The 22,096-nt window shown below is 73.2% G+C and carries 19 protein-coding genes; 6 read left to right on the forward strand and 13 right to left on the reverse strand.

Annotated features, from left to right (window positions below):
• The 3 genes from kamD to kdd are packed head-to-tail and all read right to left on the reverse strand — an operon-like array spanning position 1 to position 4,216.
• Positions 1-1,566 carry a lysine 5,6-aminomutase subunit alpha gene (gene kamD, locus GA0070623_RS03770; RefSeq protein WP_067313202.1) on the reverse strand — a complete coding sequence of 522 codons (1,566 nt, stop codon included), beginning with the start codon at positions 1,564-1,566 and terminating at the stop codon, positions 1-3.
• A gap of 17 nt (positions 1,567-1,583) precedes the next feature.
• Positions 1,584-3,149, reverse strand: coding sequence for an amidohydrolase (locus GA0070623_RS03775; protein WP_067313200.1), 1,566 nt, complete (start codon positions 3,147-3,149; stop codon positions 1,584-1,586).
• A gap of 5 nt (positions 3,150-3,154) precedes the next feature.
• Positions 3,155-4,216: an L-erythro-3,5-diaminohexanoate dehydrogenase gene (gene kdd / locus GA0070623_RS03780; protein WP_067313198.1), complete on the reverse strand. Its 1,062-nt coding sequence runs from the start codon at positions 4,214-4,216 to the stop codon at positions 3,155-3,157.
• A 165-nt stretch (positions 4,217-4,381) separates the two neighbouring features.
• Between kdd and GA0070623_RS03785 the strand changes: the two genes are divergently transcribed.
• Complete coding sequence (locus GA0070623_RS03785) at positions 4,382-5,788, forward strand: KamA family radical SAM protein (protein WP_067313196.1); 1,407 nt, start codon at positions 4,382-4,384, stop codon at positions 5,786-5,788.
• Between the two features lie 51 nt (positions 5,789-5,839).
• Here GA0070623_RS03785 and GA0070623_RS03790 read toward each other — a convergent pair whose 3' ends face one another.
• The 3 genes from GA0070623_RS03790 to GA0070623_RS29740 form a co-directional block, all read right to left on the reverse strand.
• Positions 5,840-6,175, reverse strand: a complete 336-nt coding sequence (locus GA0070623_RS03790; protein ID WP_067313194.1) for a YnfA family protein — start codon at positions 6,173-6,175, stop codon at positions 5,840-5,842.
• 255 nt (positions 6,176-6,430) lie between these two features.
• Entirely contained in the window at positions 6,431-8,893 is a 2,463-nt protein-coding gene (locus tag GA0070623_RS03795) for a tetratricopeptide repeat protein (RefSeq protein WP_067313192.1), read from the reverse strand.
• Positions 8,894-8,982: 89 nt separating this feature from the next.
• Entirely contained in the window at positions 8,983-9,144 is a 162-nt protein-coding gene (locus tag GA0070623_RS29740; protein ID WP_157517615.1) for a hypothetical protein, read from the reverse strand.
• Positions 9,145-9,243: 99 nt separating this feature from the next.
• Here GA0070623_RS29740 and GA0070623_RS03800 point away from each other — a divergent pair, with 99 nt between their 5' ends.
• The gene (locus GA0070623_RS03800) at positions 9,244-9,810 is read left to right on the forward strand and encodes a histidine phosphatase family protein (RefSeq protein ID WP_067313190.1); all 567 of its coding nucleotides are present in this window, start codon (positions 9,244-9,246) and stop codon (positions 9,808-9,810) included.
• 37 nt (positions 9,811-9,847) lie between these two features.
• Here the strand turns inward: GA0070623_RS03800 and GA0070623_RS03805 are convergent, their stop codons facing one another.
• The 3 genes from GA0070623_RS03805 to GA0070623_RS03815 are packed head-to-tail and all read right to left on the reverse strand — an operon-like array spanning position 9,848 to position 11,771.
• Positions 9,848-10,327 carry an Lrp/AsnC family transcriptional regulator gene (locus tag GA0070623_RS03805; RefSeq protein ID WP_067313188.1) on the reverse strand — a complete coding sequence of 160 codons (480 nt, stop codon included), beginning with the start codon at positions 10,325-10,327 and terminating at the stop codon, positions 9,848-9,850.
• A gap of 59 nt (positions 10,328-10,386) precedes the next feature.
• Positions 10,387-10,602, reverse strand: a complete 216-nt coding sequence (locus GA0070623_RS03810; RefSeq protein ID WP_067313206.1) for a DUF433 domain-containing protein — start codon at positions 10,600-10,602, stop codon at positions 10,387-10,389.
• A gap of 26 nt (positions 10,603-10,628) precedes the next feature.
• Complete coding sequence (locus GA0070623_RS03815) at positions 10,629-11,771, reverse strand: acyl-CoA dehydrogenase family protein (RefSeq protein ID WP_067313185.1); 1,143 nt, start codon at positions 11,769-11,771, stop codon at positions 10,629-10,631.
• A gap of 231 nt (positions 11,772-12,002) precedes the next feature.
• Between GA0070623_RS03815 and GA0070623_RS03820 the strand changes: the two genes are divergently transcribed.
• Positions 12,003-13,127, forward strand: coding sequence for a glycoside hydrolase family 5 protein (locus tag GA0070623_RS03820; RefSeq protein ID WP_231932647.1), 1,125 nt, complete (start codon positions 12,003-12,005; stop codon positions 13,125-13,127).
• Between the two features lie 85 nt (positions 13,128-13,212).
• Here GA0070623_RS03820 and GA0070623_RS03825 read toward each other — a convergent pair whose 3' ends face one another.
• Positions 13,213-14,280 carry a DUF4037 domain-containing protein gene (locus GA0070623_RS03825; RefSeq protein ID WP_067313181.1) on the reverse strand — a complete coding sequence of 356 codons (1,068 nt, stop codon included), beginning with the start codon at positions 14,278-14,280 and terminating at the stop codon, positions 13,213-13,215.
• A 171-nt stretch (positions 14,281-14,451) separates the two neighbouring features.
• Here GA0070623_RS03825 and GA0070623_RS03830 point away from each other — a divergent pair, with 171 nt between their 5' ends.
• Positions 14,452-15,372 carry a 5'-3' exonuclease gene (locus GA0070623_RS03830; RefSeq protein WP_089003898.1) on the forward strand — a complete coding sequence of 307 codons (921 nt, stop codon included), beginning with the start codon at positions 14,452-14,454 and terminating at the stop codon, positions 15,370-15,372.
• Between the two features lie 165 nt (positions 15,373-15,537).
• Here GA0070623_RS03830 and GA0070623_RS03835 read toward each other — a convergent pair whose 3' ends face one another.
• Together GA0070623_RS03835 and GA0070623_RS03840 are read right to left on the reverse strand one after the other, a co-directional pair.
• The gene (locus tag GA0070623_RS03835; protein ID WP_089003899.1) at positions 15,538-16,431 is read right to left on the reverse strand and encodes an MHYT domain-containing protein; all 894 of its coding nucleotides are present in this window, start codon (positions 16,429-16,431) and stop codon (positions 15,538-15,540) included.
• Positions 16,432-16,599: 168 nt separating this feature from the next.
• A complete protein-coding gene (locus tag GA0070623_RS03840; protein ID WP_067306260.1) occupies positions 16,600-19,413 on the reverse strand; it encodes a DEAD/DEAH box helicase in 2,814 nt (937 codons plus the stop codon).
• An 86-nt stretch (positions 19,414-19,499) separates the two neighbouring features.
• Here GA0070623_RS03840 and GA0070623_RS03845 point away from each other — a divergent pair, with 86 nt between their 5' ends.
• Positions 19,500-20,267: an HAD family hydrolase gene (locus GA0070623_RS03845; protein ID WP_407937963.1), complete on the forward strand. Its 768-nt coding sequence runs from the start codon at positions 19,500-19,502 to the stop codon at positions 20,265-20,267.
• A complete protein-coding gene (locus GA0070623_RS03850) occupies positions 20,264-21,196 on the forward strand; it encodes an EamA family transporter (protein WP_067306263.1) in 933 nt (310 codons plus the stop codon). The genes GA0070623_RS03845 and GA0070623_RS03850 overlap by 4 nt, the downstream gene beginning before the upstream one ends.
• Here the strand turns inward: GA0070623_RS03850 and GA0070623_RS03855 are convergent.
• On the reverse strand, positions 21,159-22,085 hold the full coding sequence (locus GA0070623_RS03855) for a diacylglycerol kinase family protein (RefSeq protein ID WP_067306265.1): 927 nt from the start codon (positions 22,083-22,085) through the stop codon (positions 21,159-21,161). The genes GA0070623_RS03850 and GA0070623_RS03855 overlap by 38 nt on opposite strands.
• Positions 22,086-22,096: the final 11 nt, after the last annotated feature.

Raw genomic sequence — 22,096 nt, forward strand, 5'->3', positions numbered from 1 at the left:
TCACGCCGGCTGCTCCAGGATCTCCGTCGCCGGGTTGTAGTAACCCGCCTCGTGCCGCGCCACCCCGGCCAACCCCTTACCCCGGTCCGCCGGCCGCTTCATGATCCCGAACGTGCCCTCGGCGATCGCCGTCAACAACGACTGCTCACCGATCCGCTCCAACAACTCCACCGCCTCACCCAACACCCGGTTCGCCCGCTGCTGGATGAACCCACCCGGCGCCGGCACGAAATCCTCGTGCAACCCACCCGCCGCACCCAACACGTACCGCACGTTCTGCAAAGCGATGTCCCGATCCGACAACCACGGCGTCACCACCGCCTCCGTCATCATCCCCACCAACAGAATCCCCTGCCCCGTCATCGCCCCCGCCAGATTGAAGAACCCGTCCAACAGATTCCCCCGGAACACGTCCCCCGTCATGTGCTTCGTCGGCGGCATCCACTTCAACGGCGCATCCGGAAACAACTCCCGCGCCAACAACGCATGCGCCAACTCCAACCGGAACGACTCCGGCACATCCGGATTGATCTCGAACGCGTGCCCCAACCCCAACTGCCAGTCCGCCAACCCCGCCTCATACGCGAAAAACTCGTTGAGCAACTGCGACACCGTCACCGTGTGCGCCTCGTCCACCGCATCCGCCGTGGTCAGATAATTATCCTCACCGGTGTTGATGATGATCCCCGCCCGCGCGTGCATCTGCCGGGAAAACCGCTGGTCCACAAACGTCCGCACCGGATTGATGTCCCGGAAGAGAATCCCGTACATCGAATCGTTGAGCATCATGTCCAACCGCTCCAGACCGGCCAACGTCGCCATCTCCGGCATACACAACCCCGACGCGTAATTCGTCAACCGCACATACCGGCCCAACTCCCTCGACGACTCGTCCAACGCCGCCCGCATCAACCGGAAATTCTCCTGCGTCGCATACGTCCCCGCAAAACCCTCCCGCGTCGCCCCCTCCGGCACATAGTCCAACAACGACTGCCCCGTCGACCGGATCACCGCGATCACGTCCGCACCCGCCCGCGCCGCCGCCTGCGCCTGCGGAATGTCCTCGTAGATGTCCCCCGTCGCCACGATCAGATAAATCCACGGCCGCCGCGGCGGATCCCCGAACCGCCGCACCAACCGGTCCCGCTCCACCCGCCGCCGATCCACCCGCCGCATCCCCGCCGCCACCGCCCGCCGCGAAGCCCGCCGCGCCGCCATCGCCGCCTTCCCCGACGGCACCCCGAACCGCACCGACCCCGCCGCCGCCTTCTGCGCCAGCAACGTCACCTCCGCGACACCCTCCCGCGCCATCGCGTCGAACACCGGCACCGCCACCCCATGCCCCAACCCCACCTCCGCCACCACCGCGTCCACCAACCGGTTCACCCACGGAATCCCATCCGGATCCGCACCCGACACCCCGGCCAGCCGCAACACCGCCCGCTCCACCGACACCGTCGTGTGACTCCGCGCCAGATCCACCACCGGCTGCCCGGCCCGACGCGCCAACTCCCGCGCCCGACCCACCAACACCGGATCGAGACCCAACTTGCCCGGCCCCGCCACACCCAGGGATCGCTCGCTCACGACACGCCTTCCTCGTAGATGACCTCACCACGCAACACCGTGCGCCGACACACCGGCAACGGCGTCGGATCCTCAGACCCCCGCAACTCCGGATCCGCCGCCAACACCACCGGCAACCCCCGCTCCACCCCCGCCGGACTCGACCACACCGCGAACGTCGCCGGCGCACCCAACGCGATCACCCCCTCGGTGTCCCGCCGCACCGCCCGCCACCCACCCCGGGTGTGCGCCGCGAACGCCGCCCGCACACTCATCCGCTGCGCCGGACTGTGATGCGCCGCCGCCGCCCGCACCGACCCCCACGGATCCAACGGCGTCACCGGCGAATCCGACCCGAACGCCAACGCCACCCCCACCGCGTGCATCGCCCCCATCGGATTCGACTCCAACGACCGGTCCAGACCCAACCGCGACTCGTACATCCGACCCGCACCACCCCACAACCGGTCGAACGCCGGCTGCATACTCGCCACGATCCCGAACTCCACGAACCCGGCGATCAACCGCTTACTCATGATCTCCGCATGCTCCACCCGGTGCCGGGCCGCCCGCACCCGCTCCGTCCCCAACATCGCCGCCGCCCCCGCGAACCCCGCCAACACCGTCGCGATCGCCGCGTCACCGATCGCATGGAACCCGCCCTGCACCCCGTGCGCCGCACAGTCCACCAGATGATCACGCACCTGCTCGGCACTCAGATAACCGTGCCCACAACCCTCACCATCGAGGTACTCCCGCGACAGGTGCGCCGTCCGCGACCCCAACGCCCCGTCCGCGAACAGATCACCACCCGCCCCCACCGCACCCAACTCCCGCGCCCGCGCCGCCCCCGACAACTCACCCCAGTACCCGTACACCTCCGGCAGACCCACCCCCGACAACCGCAGCAACCCGGTGAAATCCTCCTCGTCGGAGATCTGCGGACCACCACACTCGTGCACCGCCGCGATCCCCAACGACGCCGCGTGCGCCAACGCCACCCGCTGCGCCGCCACCCGCTGCGCCCGACCCACCGAACCCTGCGCCGCCGCCCGCACCACATGGTGCGCCTCCCGCCGCAACCACCCCGACGCGTCGAACCCCGGCATCGCCGCCGCCTCCGGACACGCCGCCAACAACGCCGACGACACCAACGCCGAATGGATCGACGCCTGCGACAGGTACACCCGCCGACCACCCGCCGCCCGGTCCAACTCCCCCGCCTCCGGCAACCGCCGGTCCACCCAACCCGACTCGTCCCAGCCGTGCCCCAGCACCACCGCATCCGACGGCAGACCCGCCGCGAACGCCGCCACCGCCTCCAGCAACCCGGCCGCCGACCGCACCGACGACAGACCCAGCCCCGACAACACCAACCCGGTGTCCGTGGCGTGTACGTGCGCGTCCACGAACGCCGGCGTCACCAACGCCCCGTCCAGCTCCACCACCCGGTCGGCGGCCGGCGCCTCCGCGTCCCCACCCAACCAGGCGATCCGCCCGTCCCGCACCAACAGCGCCGTCGCGCTCGGCTCCGCCGGACAGTGCAGCACTCCACCGCGGTACAACGTCGAGGGATTCGTCATGGCACTCAGTCTGCCGCCAACCGGGACTCGAACAGCGCACGTACCCCCGGCTCCGACCGCACCAACCCCAACGCCAACTCCGCATGCCCCGGCACGAAACCGTTGCCCACCAGCATCGTCACGTCCGCCGCCAGCCCCTCCGCACCCAACGCCGCCGCCGCGAAACTCGTCGCCATCGAGAAGAAGATCACCGTGCCACCCTCCGCCGTGGCCAACACCGCACCGTGCTCACACCCCGGCACGTCCACGCACACCACCGTCACGTCCGCCGGCCCACCCAGCGCCGAGGTCACCGCCGACGACAACGCCACCGGATCCCGGGCATCGGCCAACGCCACCACCGACGCCACCCCGGCCGCCGCCAGCGCGTCCCGCTCCGCCTCCACCGGCACCACCCCGACGGTACGAGCCGCACCCGCCCGCCGCGCCGCCACCAACGACAACGACCCGCTCTTCCCGGCCCCACCGACCACCGCCACCGTCACCGGCGACCCGTCACCCACGCGCTCCCGCCGCGCCACCTGCTCACCCACCACCCGCGCCGTCAACGCCGGCGCCCCACACACGTCCAACACCGCCAACGCCAACTCCGCGGGCAGATCCGCCGGCAGCACCGCCGCGATCGACCGGGCGAACAGGATCGCGTACCCGTCGCACGGCACCTGCTCGCTGCGCCCGTCCCAGCGCGCCAACCGGTCGAGGATCGTCAACGGCGTCAGGGTCAACGACACCAGCGTCGCCACCCGGTCACCCACCGCCAGCCCCAGCGGCGACCGGCGACCTGCCTCCTCCACCGTGCCGATCAGCATCCCACCCGAGCCGGTCACCGGATTCTGCATCTTGCCCCGGGTCGACACGATCTCCAGCACCTCGGCGCGGACCTTCTCCCCGTCCCCACCGTGCTTCTGCGCCAACTGCCGGAAACTCGCCGCGTCGAGGTTCAGCCGCTCGACCCGGATCCGTACCTCGTTCGGGGCGATCCGCGGATCGGCGTCCAACCGCCAGGCCGCCTGCGGCAGCACCCCCGCCGGTTCCACGACACGGTGCAGACCCACCGGTGACGTCACGCCTACCTCCCCTCGTCGCCGCGCGAAGCCCCGACCAGGACTCGCATCGCGGGAAAACTTACGGCAGACTAATTTCTTCGCCGGATATTTTCCAGTAGCCTTCGGATTCACCGATCATCGCACCAGCCCGCCGGCCACCCCGGCCACGCACCACGAGGAGGGGCCGTGACCCAGACCCACCCGATGGAGACCATCCCCGGCCCCCGCCCCGCCCCGGTCGCCGTACCGACCGCCGGCCAGCCCTACGAGTACCGCCGCAGCCCCCTGGTCGAACCCGACTGGACCCGCTTCCCCGGCTGGCGCCACGTCACCCGCGAGCAGTGGGAGAACGCCCAGTGGCAACGCGTCAACTGCGTCAAGAACATCAAGCAGCTGCGCGCCGTCCTCGGCGACACCGTCGACGAGACCTTCTACACCGACCTGGCCGCCGACCAGCAGGCCCTGGCCACCATGTCGATGCTGGTGCCACCCCAGATGATCAACACGATGGTGCCGTTCGCGCCGCTCACCACCGACGCCTTCCGCGCCGACCCCATCCGGCGCTACATGATCCCCATCGCGACCGACCGGCGCACCGACTGGCCGTCACACCCCTACGCCAGCCGCGACTCGCTCCACGAACACGACATGTGGGTCGCCGAAGGCCTCACCCATCGCTACCCCACCAAGGTCCTCGCCGAGCTGCTCTCCACCTGCCCGCAGTACTGCGGGCACTGCACCCGGATGGACCTGGTCGGCAACTCCACCCCCGCCGTCGACAAGCTCAAGCTCGTCCTCAAGCCCGTCGACCGCTACGACGCCCACATCAGCTACCTCAAGGCCCACCCCGGCGTCCGCGACGTCGTCGTCTCCGGCGGCGACGTCGCCAACGTCCCCTGGCGCAACCTGGAGACGTACCTGATGCGGCTGCTCGAACTGGAAACCGTCCGCGACATTCGGCTCGCCACCAAGGCCCTGATGGGCCTACCCCAGCACTGGCTCCAGAACGACGTGGTCGAAGGCCTGGAGCGGGTCGCCCGCACCGCCGCCCGCCGCGGCGTCAACCTGGCCATCCACACCCACGTCAACCACGCCCAGTCGATCACCCCGCTGGTCGCCAGAGCCACCCAGACCGCCCTCGACGTCGGCGTCCGCGACGTCCGCAACCAGGGCGTGCTCATGCGCGGCGTGAACGCCACCGCCCCCGACCTGCTCGACCTCTGCTTCGCCCTCCAGGGCGAGGCCGGCATCCTGCCCTACTACTTCTACATGTGCGACATGATCCCCAACGCCGAACACTGGCGGGTTCCGGTCTGGCACGCCCAGCAGCTCCAGCACGACATCATGGGCTACCTGCCCGGCTACGCCACCCCCCGGATCGTCTGCGACGTCCCCTTCGTCGGCAAGCGCTGGGTGCACATGCTCACCGAGTACGACCGGGAGCGCGGCATCTCCTACTGGACCAAGAACTACCGCACCTCCATCGAGTCCGCCGACCTGGAGGCGCTCGACAAGCGGTACGCCTACTACGACCCGATCGACACCCTGCCCGATGCCGGCCAACAGTGGTGGGTCACCCACCGCGACGACTGAGCGGTGCCGTCCGTCGCCCCCGGGACCGACCGGTCCCGGGGGCGACGACGTTCACGCCCCGCGTGGGGCGTACATGATCACCGCGACGCCGAGCAGGCAGATCGCCGCGCCGGTCAGGTCCCACCGGTCCGGCCGGAAGCCGTCCACCACCATCCCCCAGGCCAGCGAACCGGCCACGAACACCCCGCCGTACGCGGCGAGGATCCGGCCGAAGTTGGCGTCCGGCTGGAACGTCGCCACGAACCCGTAGACGCCCAGCGCGACCACCCCGCCGGCGATCCACCACAGTCCCCGGTGTTCCCGCCAGCCCTGCCAGATCAGCCAGGCGCCACCGATCTCGGCGAGCGCGGCCAGGGCGAACAACACCAGCGAACGGGCGACCAGCATGACCGCACGCTAGCGCGGGTGACCCGCCGGTTCTCCCGCAGGGCGATCACCGGCTACCTCGGTGCGGGGATCGTGTCCCGTAAGCAGACGAACTGCGCCGTAGGCGCTGGTGTTTCGGGGTGCGCCTTGGCGCACTACCCCTAAGTCATCCTAGGACGCTAGGGTGTACTGACGACGGCCCATCCGGGTCGCCCTTCTGCCGGCCACGGCACCTTCCGGCGGCGAGGCACTCGATGACGACTGACGGACGGCTTGCTACCACGGTTCCAGGGCCGCCGGGATGGCTCTGGCGAAGACCGAGTCCGGGCCGAGGGTCCGTTCCAGGTCCCGGCGGAGTGCGTCGGCTTCGGCGAGGGCACGCTCCCGGTCACCGCTGCGGTTGCGCCAGCGGATCAGCAGGAGCCGGCTGTCCAAGGTATGCGGATGCTCCGGTCCGAGCGCGGCGAGGCGGTCCGCCAGCAGGCGCTCCATCCCAGCGACCGCCGCGTCGAGCTGACCGCTGCGGGCGACCCACTCGTGGAGTTGGTGCCGGGCGGAGAAGGTGCTCGGATGCCCGGGCACCGCGCCCTGAAGGTGTTCGGCGAGCGCCCGGTAAGCCTCGACGGCGCGCTGGATCTCGCCCATCTCCCCGCGGTGGCGCATGGCGGTGGCGCGAGCCCGGAGGGTGTCCGGGTGGTCCGGGCCGACCCGGGCCTCGGTCTCGCGCAGCGCCTGGTCGTGCAGTTCCCAGGCACCCTGGAAGTCGCCACAGTAGGAGCGGAAGTTGGCCAGGTGGTTGCGGTTGCTGATGGTGTCGCGGTGGTGTGGTCCCTGGATGCGGATGCGCTCCAGGTAGAGCTGTTCCAGTTGCTGCCGGGCGACGTCGAGGTCGCCGCTGTGGCCCCGCCAGACCGCCGCGCTCTGCCGGGTCTGCATCAGGTCGGGATCCTCGGGGTCGAGCACCTCGGCCTGATCGGCGTAGAGCGACTCGAACGCGTCAGCGGCCTCGCCGTGCCGCCCGGCCTGGGCCAACCACCAGGCGAGGTATCCGCGGCTCTTGAAGGCCAGCGCAGAGGTGCCGCCGGTGGTCCCGTCGTGGACCCGGGCGTCGATCTGCCGGAAGTGTTGGACGGCCGCCGCCGCCTGGCCCGCCTCGCCCAGGCTCCGCCCCATCCGGAACAGGACCTCGTGTGGTTCCGGCGTGAACAGTGCTTCCGGTTCGCGCCGGTAGAGGACGAAGGCGTTGGCTCTGAGCATCCGGTCGAGCGCGGACCCGGACGGTGGGGCCGCCCAGCAGTCGAGGAGAGCCTGTGCGGCGGTCCGTGCCACCTCGTAGCGGCGCGCAGCCGACATGAGTTCGGCGGTGGACCGCTGGTGCAGGACGTGCACCCGCAGGATCCGGGTCTCCGCGGTCGCGTCGTCGACGGCGATGTCGAGCAGGTTGAGGCGGCGGAGGTTGCGCACCCCGTCCCGCTGGGCGTCGCGGCGCAGATCCTCGTCCGCAGACGGCATCAACGCGGTCGCCGCCGGTGTCCGCAGCACCGATTCGGGTACGCCGTTCGGGTCGAGGACGCTCAGGACCTGCAACACGGTACGGGCCGTTCCAGCCGGATGCAGTTTGTCGGCTTCGACGACCGACAGCTCCAGCGCCGCGTCCAGGCCGACCGGATAGTCGTCGGGTAGCGCGCCGGGCTCCGGGATGAGGTCGGCCAGTCGACGCCGGGTGTCGGCCCACCGTGCCCGGAAGGTACGGCAGTCCAGCTTCCGGTCGCACATGTAGGTGCTGACCTGGGCCAGGGCCAGGGGTAGGAAGCCGAGGTCGTGGGCCAGGCCGGCGAGGTCGTCGTCGCTGCCGGCGTCGGCGGGGAGTCGTGCGCGCAGGAACGTGACGGCCTGGTCGCGGCGGAACACCCCGACCTCCACCCGTCTGCCGTAGCCTCGCAGACCGTCGTCCTGCCGGCGGGTGGTGGCCAGGGTGATGCCGCGTGCCGACGGCAGCGGCCACAGCCCCCGTACGTGGGAGATGTCGCTCAGGTCGTCCAGGACGACACACCACCGGTGCCGGGTGCCGGCGAGCCAGGTACGCAGCCGGTGGGCCATGAGTTCCGGGTCCTGGTAGCTCGCTCCGGTCAGGTCGGTGGCGGCGGCGGCCATGCCGGAGACGATCGTGTCGCGGGCTCCGGCAGAGATCCAGATGGCCAGGTCCAGGTCACCCGCGGCCAGACGCCCGCGGATGTACTCGGCAGCCGCCTGGGTCTTACCGACACCACCGGTGCCGGTCAGAATGAAGGACCCGGCCACCCGGTCGACCAGTGGGTCGAGCCGCTCCTGGAACGCCTCGACGGCCCCCGGGATACTGCCGAGGCGGCGCGGCCAGATCCGTCCCTCCTCGTCGGCGACGGCGTTGGCGATCGTCCGGCTACCATGCCCGAGGACGATGAGCCGCTCCTGCAGCCGGTCGTAGTGTCGTTCCCAGACGCCGAGATCGGGCTCGCCGGGGCGTCCGGCATAGGCGTGCGCTGCCCGGACGATCTGCTCCACCATCTCGGGCTTCGGGTGGATCTTGCCGTTCAGGATGCGCCAGATCGTGCTTTTGGACAGGCTCGCCCCGAGCGTGTCGATCCCGAGTTCCAGCTGTCGGTACGACGGACCGCCCGCCCCGGCCACGAACTCCCTCAGCTGGCGCGCGAACCAGAGCTGGATCTCGTCCACCTGGTTGCCCTGCTCGCTCGAAGCCATGGCGATGTCCCCGCTCGATCCGGTCGCACCGGAGAGTGTCCGACCGCCGCAGTGCGAGGGGCACTCTCCGGATCCACCACGTCATTCCATCAAGGACGGTCGGACGTCGACGTCGTCCGGTCGGCTGATTTCCCCCGCCGTACCCGCTGCCCGAGCCGGCCCACCGCCCAGCCGGCGGTCGCCAGGGCCGACACCAGCTTCGCCGTGAGGATGATGTCCGGTACGTGTACCCAGAGCTCGTTGATCGACATGACGCCTGCTCCCTTCTCCGTGGATGTCTCCCAGGTTGGGGCCTCCAGGGGTGTCCCAGGTCGTAGTGGGACGCACGGCGGGGCTGGTTGACTGGGGGGATGAGCGAGATCATCCTGATCCGGCACGGCGAGACCGCCTGGAGCGCCAGCCGCCGGCACACCTCGTACACCGACCTGGAGCTGACGCCCGACGGTGAGCGGCAGGCCCGGGCGCTGGCCGGGGTGCTCACCGGCCGCCGCTTCGCCCGGGTGCTCGCCAGCCCCCGCCGACGCGCCCGGGACACCGCCGAACTCGCCGGCCTCACCGTCGACGAGATCGACGAGGACCTGGCCGAGTGGAACTACGGCGCGTACGAGGGGCGGACCACCGCCGACATCCAGCGGGAGCGCCCGGGCTGGACCATCTGGACCGACGGCTGCCCCGGCGGGGAGTCCCCCGTCCAGCTCGGTACGCGGGTCGACCGGCTGCTCACCCGGGTCGCCCCGCTGCTGGAACTCGGCGACGTGGCGCTCGTCGGCCACGCGCACACCCTGCGGGTGGTCGGTGCCCGCTGGATCGGCCTGCCGGCGTCCGGCGGCGGGAAACTACGGCTGGACACCGCCACCGTCTCCGTCCTCGGCCACGAGCACGGCCGCCCGGTGATCCTGCGCTGGAACGGCGGGTGAGCCGGCCCGTCCACGGCACCGAATACACGCCGGGGGCTCAGCCGCCGTCGCGGGACCGCCGGGGGGTCGCCGCCAGCGGGATCTTCGGCGGTCGCGCCTCGTAGGGGGTGGACAGCACCACCGTTGTCCGGGTGGTGACGTTCGCCGCGGTACGGATCTCCTGGAGCACCCGTTCGAGGTCGGCCGGCCCGGCGACCCGCACCAGCAGCAGGTAGAAGTCCTCCCCCGCCACCGAGTAACAGGAGTCGATCTCGGGCAGGTGGGCCAACCGCTCCGGCGCGTCGTCCGGCTGGGACGGGTCGAACGGCCGGATCGCCACGAACGCGGTCAACGGCAGGTCCAACGCCTCGAACGACACCCGGGCGGTGTAGCCGCTGATCACGCCGCGCTGCTCCAGCCGGCGCACCCGCTGGTGCACGGCCGAGACCGACAGGCTGACCTTCTCGGCCAGGTCCGTGTACGACAGGCGGCCGTCGGCGGTCAGCGCGGCGACGATGGCACGGTCGATCTCCTCCACGCGTGCAACCTACCCGGTGGCGCGTGGGCGCGGCGACGGCCTCCCGCCCCCGGTGACGCTCAGCGGGCCCGGCGGTCGCGCACCGCGTCGGCGGCGAAGTGCAGTACCTCCGCCAGATCCTCCTCGTCGAGGAAGGGCAGATCGGTGAGGATGTCCGTCACCGACATCCCCTCCGCCATCATCGCCAGCAGGGTCGCCACCGGGATCCGGGACTGCCGCACGCAGGGTGCGCCGCCCATCACCTCGGGGTCGACGGTGATCCGGGGGAAGGTCACCGGCACAGGTTAACCCGTCGCCCGGATCAGCCCTTCGCCAACGCCCGGGAGATCACCAGCCGCTGGATCTGGTTGGTGCCCTCCACGATCTGGAGCACCTTGGCCTCCCGCATGAACCGCTCGACCGGGTGGTCGGCGACGTAACCGGCGCCGCCGAGCACCTGCACCGCGTCGGTGGTCACCCGCATCGCCACGTCGGTGGCGAACAGCTTCGCCTTGGCCGCCTCGATCGAGTACGGCCGACCGGCGTCGCGCAGCCGGGCGGCGGCCAGCGTGAGCGCGCGGGCCGCCGAGATCTGGGTGGCCGCGTCCGCCAGGAGGAAGCCGAGCCCCTGGAAGTCGATGATCGCCCGGCCGAACTGCTGCCGGTCCCGGGCGTAGCCGGCGGCGTGGTCCAGCGCCGCCTGGGCCAGGCCGACCGCGCAGGCGGCGATGCCGAGCCGCCCCGAGTCCAGCGCGGACATCGCGATGGTGAACCCGGCCCCCTCCCCGCCGATCAGCCGGTCGGCGGGCACCCGGGCGTCGTCGAGGACGAGCTGCGCGACCGGCGAGGAGCGCAGCCCCATGGTCCGCTCCGCCTGCTGCGGCGCGATGCCGGCGGTGCCCCGGTCGGCCAGCAGGCAGGAGATGCCCTTCGGCCCCGGCCCACCGGTACGGCAGAAGAGGTTGTAGAAGTCCGCCACCTGGGCGTGGGTGATCCAGGCCTTGACCCCGGTGACCCGGTAGTCGTCGCCGTCGCGGACCGCCCGGGTGGTCAGCGACGCGGCGTCCGACCCGCCCTGCGGCTCGGAGAGGCAGTACGCCCCGAGCAGCTCCCCGCCCAGCAGGTCCGGCAGCAGGGCGCGCTGCGCGTCGGTGCCGAACTGGGCCAGCGGGTAGCAGGACAGGGTGTGCACGCTGACCGCCTCGGCGACGGCGAGCCACCGGCCGGCCAGGATCTCCAGCACCTGGAGGTAGACCTCGTAGGGCTGGGCGGCGCCGCCGTGCTCCTCGGGGTACGGCAGGCCGAGCAGTCCGGCCCGGCCGAGGGTACGCAGGACCTCCCGGGGGAACTCGGCCCGCTCCTCGAAGTCGGCGGCCCTCGGCGCGAGCTCGCGGTCGGCGAGTTCGGTGGCGAGGTCGAGCAGGTCGTGGGCCTCGTCGGTGGGGAGGATCCGGTCGACAGTCATAGCGCGATGAGCTCCAGGGGTGGTGTTGAGCCGTTGCCCGCCGTGGTCGGGCACCACCCGGTCAGCTTAACGGTCGTTTGGGCCGTGGCCCACTCCGGTCGGTACCACCCACTCCGGTCGGCACGGCCCACTGCGGTCGCACGGCCCGGCCCGGCGGTGAACCGTCGCGGCCACGGCTGCGTACCACCGGTTGCCCTCCCCGGGCACCGACGAGCCCGACGGAGTTCTCCGATGCACCGACGCGCAGTACTGACCTCGGCGGGGGTGGCCCTGGCCGCGCTCGTCACCGGCTGGGCCGCCCTGGCCGTCCCCACCGCGAACGCCGAGACCGAGGCGGGACCGCCGGCCGTCACGGCACCGACGCCGACCACCGCCACCGGCCCGCCGGCCACCACCGACCGGCCGACGCCGGCCGCCGACGCCACCGAAGGACCGGCCGGTTCCCCGGTGGCCGTCCACGGCCGGTTGCGGGTCTGCGGCGTGCACCTGTGCGACCAGGCCGGCGAACCGGTGCAGCTCCGCGGGATGAGCAGCCACGGCCTCCAGTTCTTTCCGAACTGCCTCAACCCGGACTCGCTCGCCGCGCTGCGCACCGACTGGCGGGCCGACTTCGTCCGGGTCGCCATGTACGTGCAGGAGGGCGGGTTCGAGACCGACCCGGCCGGCTTCACCCGCAGGGTCGACGAGGCCGTGGTGACCGCCAGCGCGCTCGGCCTCTACGTGGTGGTCGACTTCCACCTCCTGACGCCGGGCGACCCCAACCTCAACCTGGACCGGGCGAAGTCCTTCTTCGCCGAGGTCGCCGCCCGGCACGCCGCCCGCACCAACGTGCTCTGGGAGATCGCCAACGAGCCCAACGGGGTCGGCTGGGCCGCCATCAAGAGCTACGCCGAGCAGGTCATCCCGGTGATCCGGGCCGCCGACCCGGACAGCGTGGTGCTGGTCGGCACCCGGGGCTTCTCCTCGCTCGGCGTCTCCGAGGGCGCCGACGAGACCGAGGTGACCGACGACCCGGTCGACGCCACCAACATCATGTACACCTTCCACTTCTACGCCGCGTCCCACCGGGACCTGCAACGGGCCACCGTGGCCCGCGCCGCGCGGAGCCTGCCGCTGTTCGTCAGCGAGTTCGGCACCCAGACCTTCACCGGCGACGGCCCGAACGACCTGGACAGCGCGACCACCTGGCTCGACCTGCTGAAGAGCCTGAAGATCGGTTACGCGATGTGGAGCTACTCCGACGGCCCGGAGAGCAACTCGGTGTTCCGGCGGGGCACCTGCGCCGGCACCGACTTCACCGGCACCGCCGTGCTGACCGAGTCGGGGGCGTTCATCCGGTCCCGGATCCGCAGCTGACCTGCCGCACCGCGTCGCCCCGCCGGCCGCAACCGACCCGGTGCGCCCGGCGGGACGACGCGCCCCACCGGGAACGGCCGGCCGGTCAGCCGGCGACGACCGCCGAGACCCGGCGGACCCGGTCGGGGTGGGTCAGCACGTCCACGCTGTCGACGTACTGGTCCACCGCGCCGACCAGGGGGCGGTCCCGCAGCACGGGGTCGACGATCGCGGCCCGCAGCGCGGCGGCCAGGCGGGGCGCGTCGAGCACCAGGAAGGGCCGCCCGTGGAAGGGCCGGACGGTGGGCTCGACCGGCGCGGCCAGCCCGGTGGCGTTGGACCACCCGGCGACCGTCTCCAGCGCCCGGACCAGCCCGCCCTGCCGGGCCGGCCAGTCACCCGGCCCGAGCACGTCCGCCAGCGCCGCCACCACCGGCGCGGCGTCCGGCAGCACAGCGAACACGCTGCCGAGCCACTTGTCGTACGGCGGCCACCGCCGGTGCAGCAGCAGGCCGAGGCGCATCAGGTCGCGGGCCACCCGGGCGGCCACCAACCGGCTGCCCAACGCGTCCCCCACCTCCGCGCACCGCCCGACGAGATGCTCGGCCTGCCCCACCCGGGTCCACCCGGCGGCCAGCACGTGCCGCCACACGTCGTCCGGATACCAGGCCAGGGTGGCCCGGACCGCGCCGACCGCGCCGTGCAGGCCGTCGTGGAAGACCGCACCGCCGGTCAGCTCGGCCAGCCGCTGCGTCGGCACGGCGAGCCAGTCGTCGCCGGTGACGGCGACGGCGGGGTCGAACCCCAGCCGGCCGCGCAGCCAGTCCCGCCAGACGGCCACCTCCACCCCGGTGCGGTCACCGGCGACGTCGGGCACCCCCACCCGGGCGGTCGGCCAGCCGAGGAACCGGGTGGGCCGGCCCAGGAACCACGGCGGCAGGTCGGCCACCGCCGCGCGGACCGGTGCCACCGCCGCCGGGTCGGCCACGAAGACCTGGGCCCGCGGCCCCCAGTCGTGGTCGGTGGAGCGTTCGGTGTCCAGGCCCAGCAGCTCCGAACCCCCGTCGAGCAGAGCGGCGGAGTACCGCAGGCCGGGCAGCCGGTCCGCCAGCAGCGGCGCGACGACCTCGTCGTGGAAACGGCGGCACAGCACCAGGCCGGGCACGAACTCCATGCCCGGCAGTCTCGCCCACCGGCCGGCCGGCGTCACGCCGGTTTCCCGCCCACCGGTGTCCCCCCGGCCGCCCGGCACCGGACCAGCGGGCCGCCGGCGGGCGGTGGGCGTCGAGGCGACCCACCCCGGTCGTCCCCCCGGTCGTCGGTGGGCTGTGCCAGGCTGTCGGGCGTGGCAGACCAACCCCCGATCCTGCTGATCGACGCCCCCAGCCTCTACTTCCGGGCCTACTTCGGCGTGCCCGAGTCGGCCGCGAAGGCCGAGGACGGTCAGCCGGTCAACGCCGTGCGCGGCTTCCTCGACATGCTCGCCCAGCTCGTCCGCACCCGCCGGCCCGACCGGATGGTCTGCGCGCTCGACCACGACTGGCGGCCCGCCTGGCGGGTGGAGCTGCTGCCGTCGTACAAGGCGCACCGGGTCGCCCCGGCCGGCGGCGAGGAGGTGCCGGACACCCTCTCCCCGCAGGTGCCGGTGATCCTCGACGTGCTGGCCGCGATCGGCATCACCGCCGTCGGCGCCACCGGCTACGAGGCCGACGACGTGCTGGGCACCCTGTCGGTCACCCAGCCCGGCCCGGTGGAGGTGGTCTCCGGCGACCGGGACCTCTTCCAGCTCGTCGACGACGCCCGGGAGGTCCGGCTGCTCTACGTCGGGCGCGGGGTGGCCAAGCTCGACGACTGCGACGACGCGGCGGTCCGGGCCCGCTACGGCGTACCCGCCGACCGGTACGCCGACTTCGCCGCCCTGCGCGGCGACCCGAGCGACGGACTGCCCGGGGTGCCCGGGGTGGGCGAGAAGACCGCGGCCCGGCTGATCGACCGCTACGGCGACCTGCCCGGCATCCTCACCGCGCTCGACGACCCCGGCTCCGGGTTCGCCCCGGGGCTACGGGCCAAGCTCGACGGCGCCCGGGACTACCTGGCGGTGGCCCCGAAGGTGGTCCGGGTCGCCACCGACGTGCCGCTGCCGACGCTGTCCACCGCCCTGCCGGCCGCGCCCGCCGACCCCGACCGGCTCCTCGAACTGGCCCAGCGGTGGAACCTGGCCGGATCGTGCCGCCGGCTGGTCGACGCCCTCGCCGGGCACCCGTGACGGTGCGCGGGCGGCCGGGGCCGGTCGCCCGCCACCGGCGGCACGACGGGCCGGCGCGGCCGCGACCGGCGGCGCGAGGGACGGCCGCGACCGGCGGCGCCAGGGCCGGCCGCGACCGGCGGCGCGAGGGACGGCTGTCAGTGCTGCGGCGCGGGGCGGCCGTTGTCAGCGCTGCGGCGGGGGCGGGACGTCCCGACGGGACGGGAACGGCGTGCCCGGCCGGCCGAGCGTCGTCGACCGGCTGCGCAGGCCCACCGGGTCCGGGGCGGTCTCCGGCTCGACCACCGGCGCGCTGACCTGCCGGGCCTGCAGGTACGCGGCGGCGGCCCGGTCGTCGTCGGTGGGGGCGGCGAGCAGCGCGTAGACCAGCCCGACCACCACCAGGATCACCGCGAGGACGATCGGCACCAGCAGCGTGCTCACCCCCGCACCGGTCAGCTCGCCGCGCCGCTCGTGCAGGTGCACCGACAGGGCGCTCATCCCGGTGAAGTGCATGCCGTTGACGGCGACCCCCATCACCAGGGCCGAGCCGGCGATCGCCAGCCCCCGGCGGACGGTCATCGCCAGCCACAGCGCCACGGTGGCCGCCACGACGGCGATGACCACCGACAACCCCACCCGGGTGCCGTCGTAGGCCAGATCGCCGTTGAGCCGCATCGCGGCCATCCCGGTGTAGTGCATGGCGGCGACGCCGATGCCGGTGAACAGGCCACCGCCGAGGACCTTCACGGCGCTGAGCCGGCCGGTGCCGACGATGGCCAGACCGATTCCGACCGCGCTGACGGCGATCACCGTGCTGGCGGCGGTGAGCGGCACGTCGTACCGGATCCGGGTGCCGGTGACCGCGAACCCGAGCATGGCCATGAAGTGCATCGCCCAGATCGCGGTGCCACCGATCGCCCAGGCGGCCAGCAGCCCCCACCAGAAGCGCTGACCGGAACCGGTGGCGGTGCGGATCCGCCCGGCGCAGACCAGTCCCAGGAACGAACCGAGCACGGACAGCGCGTAACTCAGCGCCGGTGTGATCCACCCGTACTCAAAGTGATTGATCTCCGCCACGACGGCCTTCCCCCCACTCGTTACCGGCGCGTAGGAGACCGCGCCCGAGCAATGATCGGGGAGCCTGCTAGCAGGCGCAACAGTGCCCCCCGGGTTATCCGTGGGGTGCTGTCGCGGTGACCGTCCGATGCGTCGATTCCCCCGACCGACGGTGACCGAAAGTGATGATCAGGCCGAGGTGTAGTGAGCCAGCACACCCCGGTTGACGGCGACGATCGCCTGCCGCGCGGTGGCCCGCAGCTCGGTCGACGCCCCGCCGGAGTCGGCCAGCTGACCGAGCAGGTCGGCCACCTGCCGGGCCCACCGGACGAAGTCCCCGGCGGGCATCTCACCCTCGATCTGGTGGCCACTGGCGAGCACCTTGGCCAGCGTCTCCCCCCGCGCCCAGCGGTAGATCGGCCAGGCGAAGCCGAAATCCGGCTCCCGGGTCGCAGTCAGGCCCCGCTGCGCCTCGTCCGCCTCGATCTCGCTCCACAGCTTGAGCGTCTCGTCGACGGCGTCGGCGACCGGGCCGCGCGGCAGCGACGCCCGCTCGTCGGTGTCCCGGCGGGCCTCGAAGACCACCACCGAGACGGCCGCGGCCAACTCCGACGGGGACAGCCCGTCCCAGACGCCCCGCCGCAGACACTCCGCGACCAGCAGGTCCGCCTCGGTCCAGATCCGGCCGAGCATCCGCCCGGCGGCGGTGACCCCACCGTCGGCGGACAGGTAACCCCGGGCGGTCAACAGCGCCACGATCCGGTCGAAGGTCCGGGCCAGCGAACCGGTACGCCCGGAGACCCGCTCGCGCAGCTCCTCGGTGTCCCGCTCCAACCGGCGGCGTCGCTCCGCCCAGCGGGCGTGCTCCTCCCGCTCCGGGCAGGCGTGGCAGGGGTGCCGGCGCAGCTCGGTGCGGAGCTGGCTGAGCCGGTGGTCCTCGCCGGTCGCCTGCCGGGACCGCCCGCCCCGACGCCCACCGTGCCGGTCCAGCCCGATGGCACTGACCTCGGCGGCCAGATCCCGCCGGGCGCCCGGGGAACGGTGGTTGAAGTGCTTCGGCACCCGGATCCGGGCGAGCACCTCGGCCGGGGTGGTGAAGTCGCCGGGGCTGACCCGGCCGGCCCAACGGTCCTGGGTGAGCACCAGCGGCCGGGGCTCGCCGAACCCGCCGGTGGCCGGGTCGAGGACGACCGCGAGACCGGCCCGCCGCCCCGAGGGCACCCGGATCACGTCGCCGACCCGCAGCCGCTCCAACGCGGCCACCGCGGCCGCCTTGCGCTGGGTCTGCCCCTGCCGGGCGATGGCCCGCTCCCGGTCGGCGATGGCGACCCGCAATGCGAAGTACTCGTCGAAGTCTCCCTGGTGGCAGGCCGCCTCGGCGCCGTACGCCTCGATGGTCTCGGTGTTGCGCTGCACCTGCCGGGCCAGCCCGACCACCGACCGGTCCGCCTGGAACTGGGCGAACGACGACTCCAGCAGGGCGCGGGCCGGGTCGGCCCCGACGCTGCCGACCAGGTTGACCGCCATGTTGTACGACGGCCGGAAACTCGACCGCAGCGGATAGGTGCGGGTCGAGGCCAGCCCGGCCACCTGCCGGGGGTCGGTCTCCGGCGACCAGACCACCACGGCGTGCCCCTCGACGTCGATGCCCCGCCGGCCGGCCCGCCCGGTGAGCTGCGTGTACTCCCCCGGGGTGAGGTCGACGTGCGCCTCGCCGTTGAACTTCACCAACCGCTCCAGCACCACGCAGCGGGCCGGCATGTTGATGCCCAGCGCCAACGTCTCGGTGGCGAAGACCGCCTTGACCAGGCCCCGGACGAACAGCTCCTCGACGACCTCCTTGAACACCGGCAGCATCCCGGCGTGGTGGGCGGCCAGGCCGCGCTCCAACCCGTCGAGCCACTCCCAGTAGCCCAGGACGGTCAGGTCCTCACCGGGAATCGCGGTGACCCGGGACTCCACCACCCGGCGGATCTCGGCCCGCTCCTCCGCCGAGGTCAGCCGCAGGCCGGCGGCGAGGCACTGCTGCACGGCCGCGGCGCAGCCGGCCCGGCTGAAGATGAACAGGATCGCCGGGAGCAGCCCCTCCCGGTCGAGCCGGTCGACGATGTCGGGGCGCATCGGCCCGCGCCACCGCGGCCCCCGCCGGCCGCCGCCGGGACCGGCGCTGCGCCCCTCCCCCAGCTCCAGCCGGCGGACCTGCTCCCGGGTGTAGCGCAGCAGCTCCGGGTGCACGTCGTGCTTGCGGGCCGCGTCGGCGTCGTGGAACAGGTCGAACATCCGCCGGCCGACCAGCATGTGCTGCCACAGCGGCACCGGCCGGTGCTCGCTGACCACCACCGCCGTCTCGCCGCGCACGGTGACCAGCCAGTCGGCGAACTCCTCGGCGTTGGAGACCGTCGCGGACAGCGAGACCAGGGTGACCGAGGAGGGCAGGTGGATGATCACCTCTTCCCACACCCCGCCCCGGAACCGGTCGGCGAGGTAGTGCACCTCGTCCATCACCACGTAGGCCAGCCCGGTCAGCGTCGCCGAGCCGGCGTAGAGCATGTTGCGCAGCACCTCGGTGGTCATCACCACCACCGGGGCGTCCCCGTTGATCGCGTTGTCGCCGGTGAGCAGGCCGACCTGCGCGGCACCGTACCGCTGCACCAGGTCGTGGTACTTCTGGTTGGACAGCGCCTTGATCGGCGTGGTGTAGAAGCACTTGCGCCGGGCCGGCGGGGTCGCCGACCCGTCGGCCGCCGTGGTGGCCGTGGTGGGCGTGGTGGGCGTGCCCCGCAGCGCCAGGTGCACGGCGAACTCGCCGACCACCGTCTTGCCCGCCCCGGTCGGGGCGCAGACCAGCACCCCGCTGCCCCGCTCCAGGGACTCGCACGCCTCCCGCTGGAAGTCGTCGAGCTCGAAACCCAGGTCGAGCGCGAACTCTTCCAGGGCCGGGAACTGGGCGGCCTGGGCGGCCCGACGGCGGGACGCGGCGTACCGCTCGGCTGGGCTCGACATGTCAGCAAGATTAATCGGTACCACCGACGCTCCACCCGCCAAGGCCGTCCGGTACGGGGGTCGGGGCGGGTCGGTAGGGTGCACGGGTGCCGGATCACGCCGAACCGCGCGACGCCCCTGACGGCATCGCGAACGCCACCCGAGCGGGCGCGTCCCGCCGCCCCGTGGAGGCGGTGCTCTTCGACTTCCACGGCACCCTCGCCCAGGTCGAGCAGGCCCACGACTGGGTGGTGGCCGCCGCGGCCTCCTGCGGGGTGAGCCTGGAGCGGATGCGCGCCACCGCGCTGGCCGACCGGCTGCTCACCGCCGGGCGGGCCGGCGGCCCCCTGCCGGCCCGGGTACCGCCCGGCCTGGCCGAGCTGTGGGCCGACCGGGATCTCTACGAGCACGCCCACCGGGCCGCCTACACCGGGCTGGCCGAGACGGTGGACGCCGGGATCGAGGGCTTCGCCGAGGCGCTCTACGAACGGGTGCTGGTGCCCGACGGCTGGGTTCCCTACCCGGACACCGGGCCGGTGCTGACCGCACTGCGGGACGCCGGGATCAAGGTGGCCGTGGTGAGCAACATCGGCTTCGACATCCGCGGGCACTTCGCGGCCTGGGGGCTGGCCGAGCTGGTCGACGCGTACGCGCTGTCGTACGAGGTGGGCCGGTGCAAGCCCGACCCGGGCATCTTCCTGCGGGCCTGCGGCATGCTCCGGGTGGACCCGGAGCGGACCCTGATGGTCGGCGACACCCCCGCCGACGCGGGCGCGGTCGCCGCGGGCTGCGGCGTGCTGGTACTGCCGGCCGCCGGCCCGGGACGCCCCAGCGGCCTCGGCGCCGTGCTCGACCTGGCCCTGCCCGCCCCGTGACCGCCCCGTCCGGTCGGGCGGCGTCGGTCGGGCTGGTGCTGGGCGGGGCGCTGTCGGTGCACTTCGGCTCGGCCGTCGCCGCGCTGCTCTTCCCCCGGGTCGGGGTTCCCGGCACGGTCACCCTACGGCTGGCCATCGGGGCGGTGCTGATGCTCCTGGTGTGCCGGCCCCGGCTGCGCGGGCACGACCGGGCCGACTGGCTCGCCGTCGGCGCGTTCGGGCTGGCGCTGGCCGGGATGAACTCGGTCTTCTACCAGGCCATCGAACGGATCCCGCTCGGCCCGGCGGTGACCCTGGAGGTGCTCGGGCCGCTCACCCTGTCGGTGCTGACCGCCCGCCGGTGGACCGCCTGGTGCTGGGCGGGGCTCGCGCTGGCCGGGGTCGCCCTGCTGGGCCAGGGCGGATTCGACCGGCTGCACCCGGCCGGCGCGGGCCTGGCGCTCGGGGCGGGCGCGCTGTGGGCGGCGTACATCGTCTGCTCCGCGCGGGTCGGCGGCCGGTTCCCCCGCGCCGACGGGCTGGCCCTGGCCCTCGCCCTCGCCGCCCTGCTCACCCTGCCGTTCGGGTTGGCCGACGCCGGGGCGCGGCTGTGGCAGCCGGGAGCGGTGGCGCTCGGTGCCGGGCTGGCGCTGCTCGCCTCGGTGCTGCCGTACACCCTGGAGCTGCTGGCGCTGCGTCGACTGGCCACCTCGACCTTCGCGGTGCTGATGAGCCTGGGGCCGGCGCTCGCCGCGCTCGCCGGCTGGCTGATCCTCGGTCAGGACCTGCACCCGGTCGAGGTGCTGGCGATCGGCCTGGTGGTCGTCGCCAGCATCGGCGCCGTCCGGGCCGCCGCCCCCCGTGCCGGTGCACCGCCGGACGGTGGTCCGACGCCGCAGCCGGGTGCGCCGCTCAGCGCAGCAGACGCACCGCCCGGGGCACCGCGCTGATCCGTACCGGCAGGTCGAGGGAGCGCTCGCCGTCGGCGTAGGTGGTGATGCCCTCGGCCGCCAGCTCCACCGTGCCGGCCCGGTAACTGCGCACCAGCGGATGCGCCACGTGCGTGCCGGCGTAGATGCGCGGTTTGACCCGGATCAGGGTACGCCGGTCGAAGCGGCCGCCGACCACCACGTCCAACAACCCGTCGGTGGGGTCGGCAGCCGGGCAGACCCGCATCCCACCGCCGTAACTGGCGCAGTTGCCCACCGCGACCAGCACCCCGTCGAACCGGTGTTCCACCCCGTCGAGGCGCAGCGTGTACCGGCGTGGCCGCAACCGGGCCAGCTCGACGAGGATGGCCAGGTCGTACCGGCGGGGTCCACGGGGCCAGCGCATCCGGTTGGCGCGCTCGTTGACGACCGCGTCGAAACCGGCGGCGAGGACCGCCCCGTACCAACGCTCGGGGCCGGTGCCGGCGGACATCCGGGCCAGGTCGACTGGGTGGGTACGGCCGGTCCGCAGCGCGGCGACGATCAGCGCGACGGCGGCGAGCGGATCGGCCGGGAACCCGGTGTCGGCGGCGAAGTCGTTGCCGGTGCCCGCCGGCACCGGGCCGAACGGCACCGAGGTGCCGGCGACCGCCTGGAGGGCCCGGTGGACAGTGCCGTCGCCACCGACCGTGACCAGCGCGGACGCCCCGGCGGCGACCGCCGCGTGGCAGGCCTGCTCGGCGGCGGCCGGGGTGTCCGCGGTGAGCAGTTCCACCGGACGGCCGGCGGCGGCCAGGCCGTCGAGGATCCGGGGCAGCAGCCCCCGGTGCCGGCCCCGGCCGGCAGTCGGGTTGGCGAGCACGGCGACCGGGCCGACCGCCGGGTGATCGTCTGGGGTCACGGCGAGCACCGTACCGGGCG

The organism is Micromonospora rifamycinica, assembly GCF_900090265.1.
Lineage (GTDB): Bacteria > Actinomycetota > Actinomycetes > Mycobacteriales > Micromonosporaceae > Micromonospora > Micromonospora rifamycinica.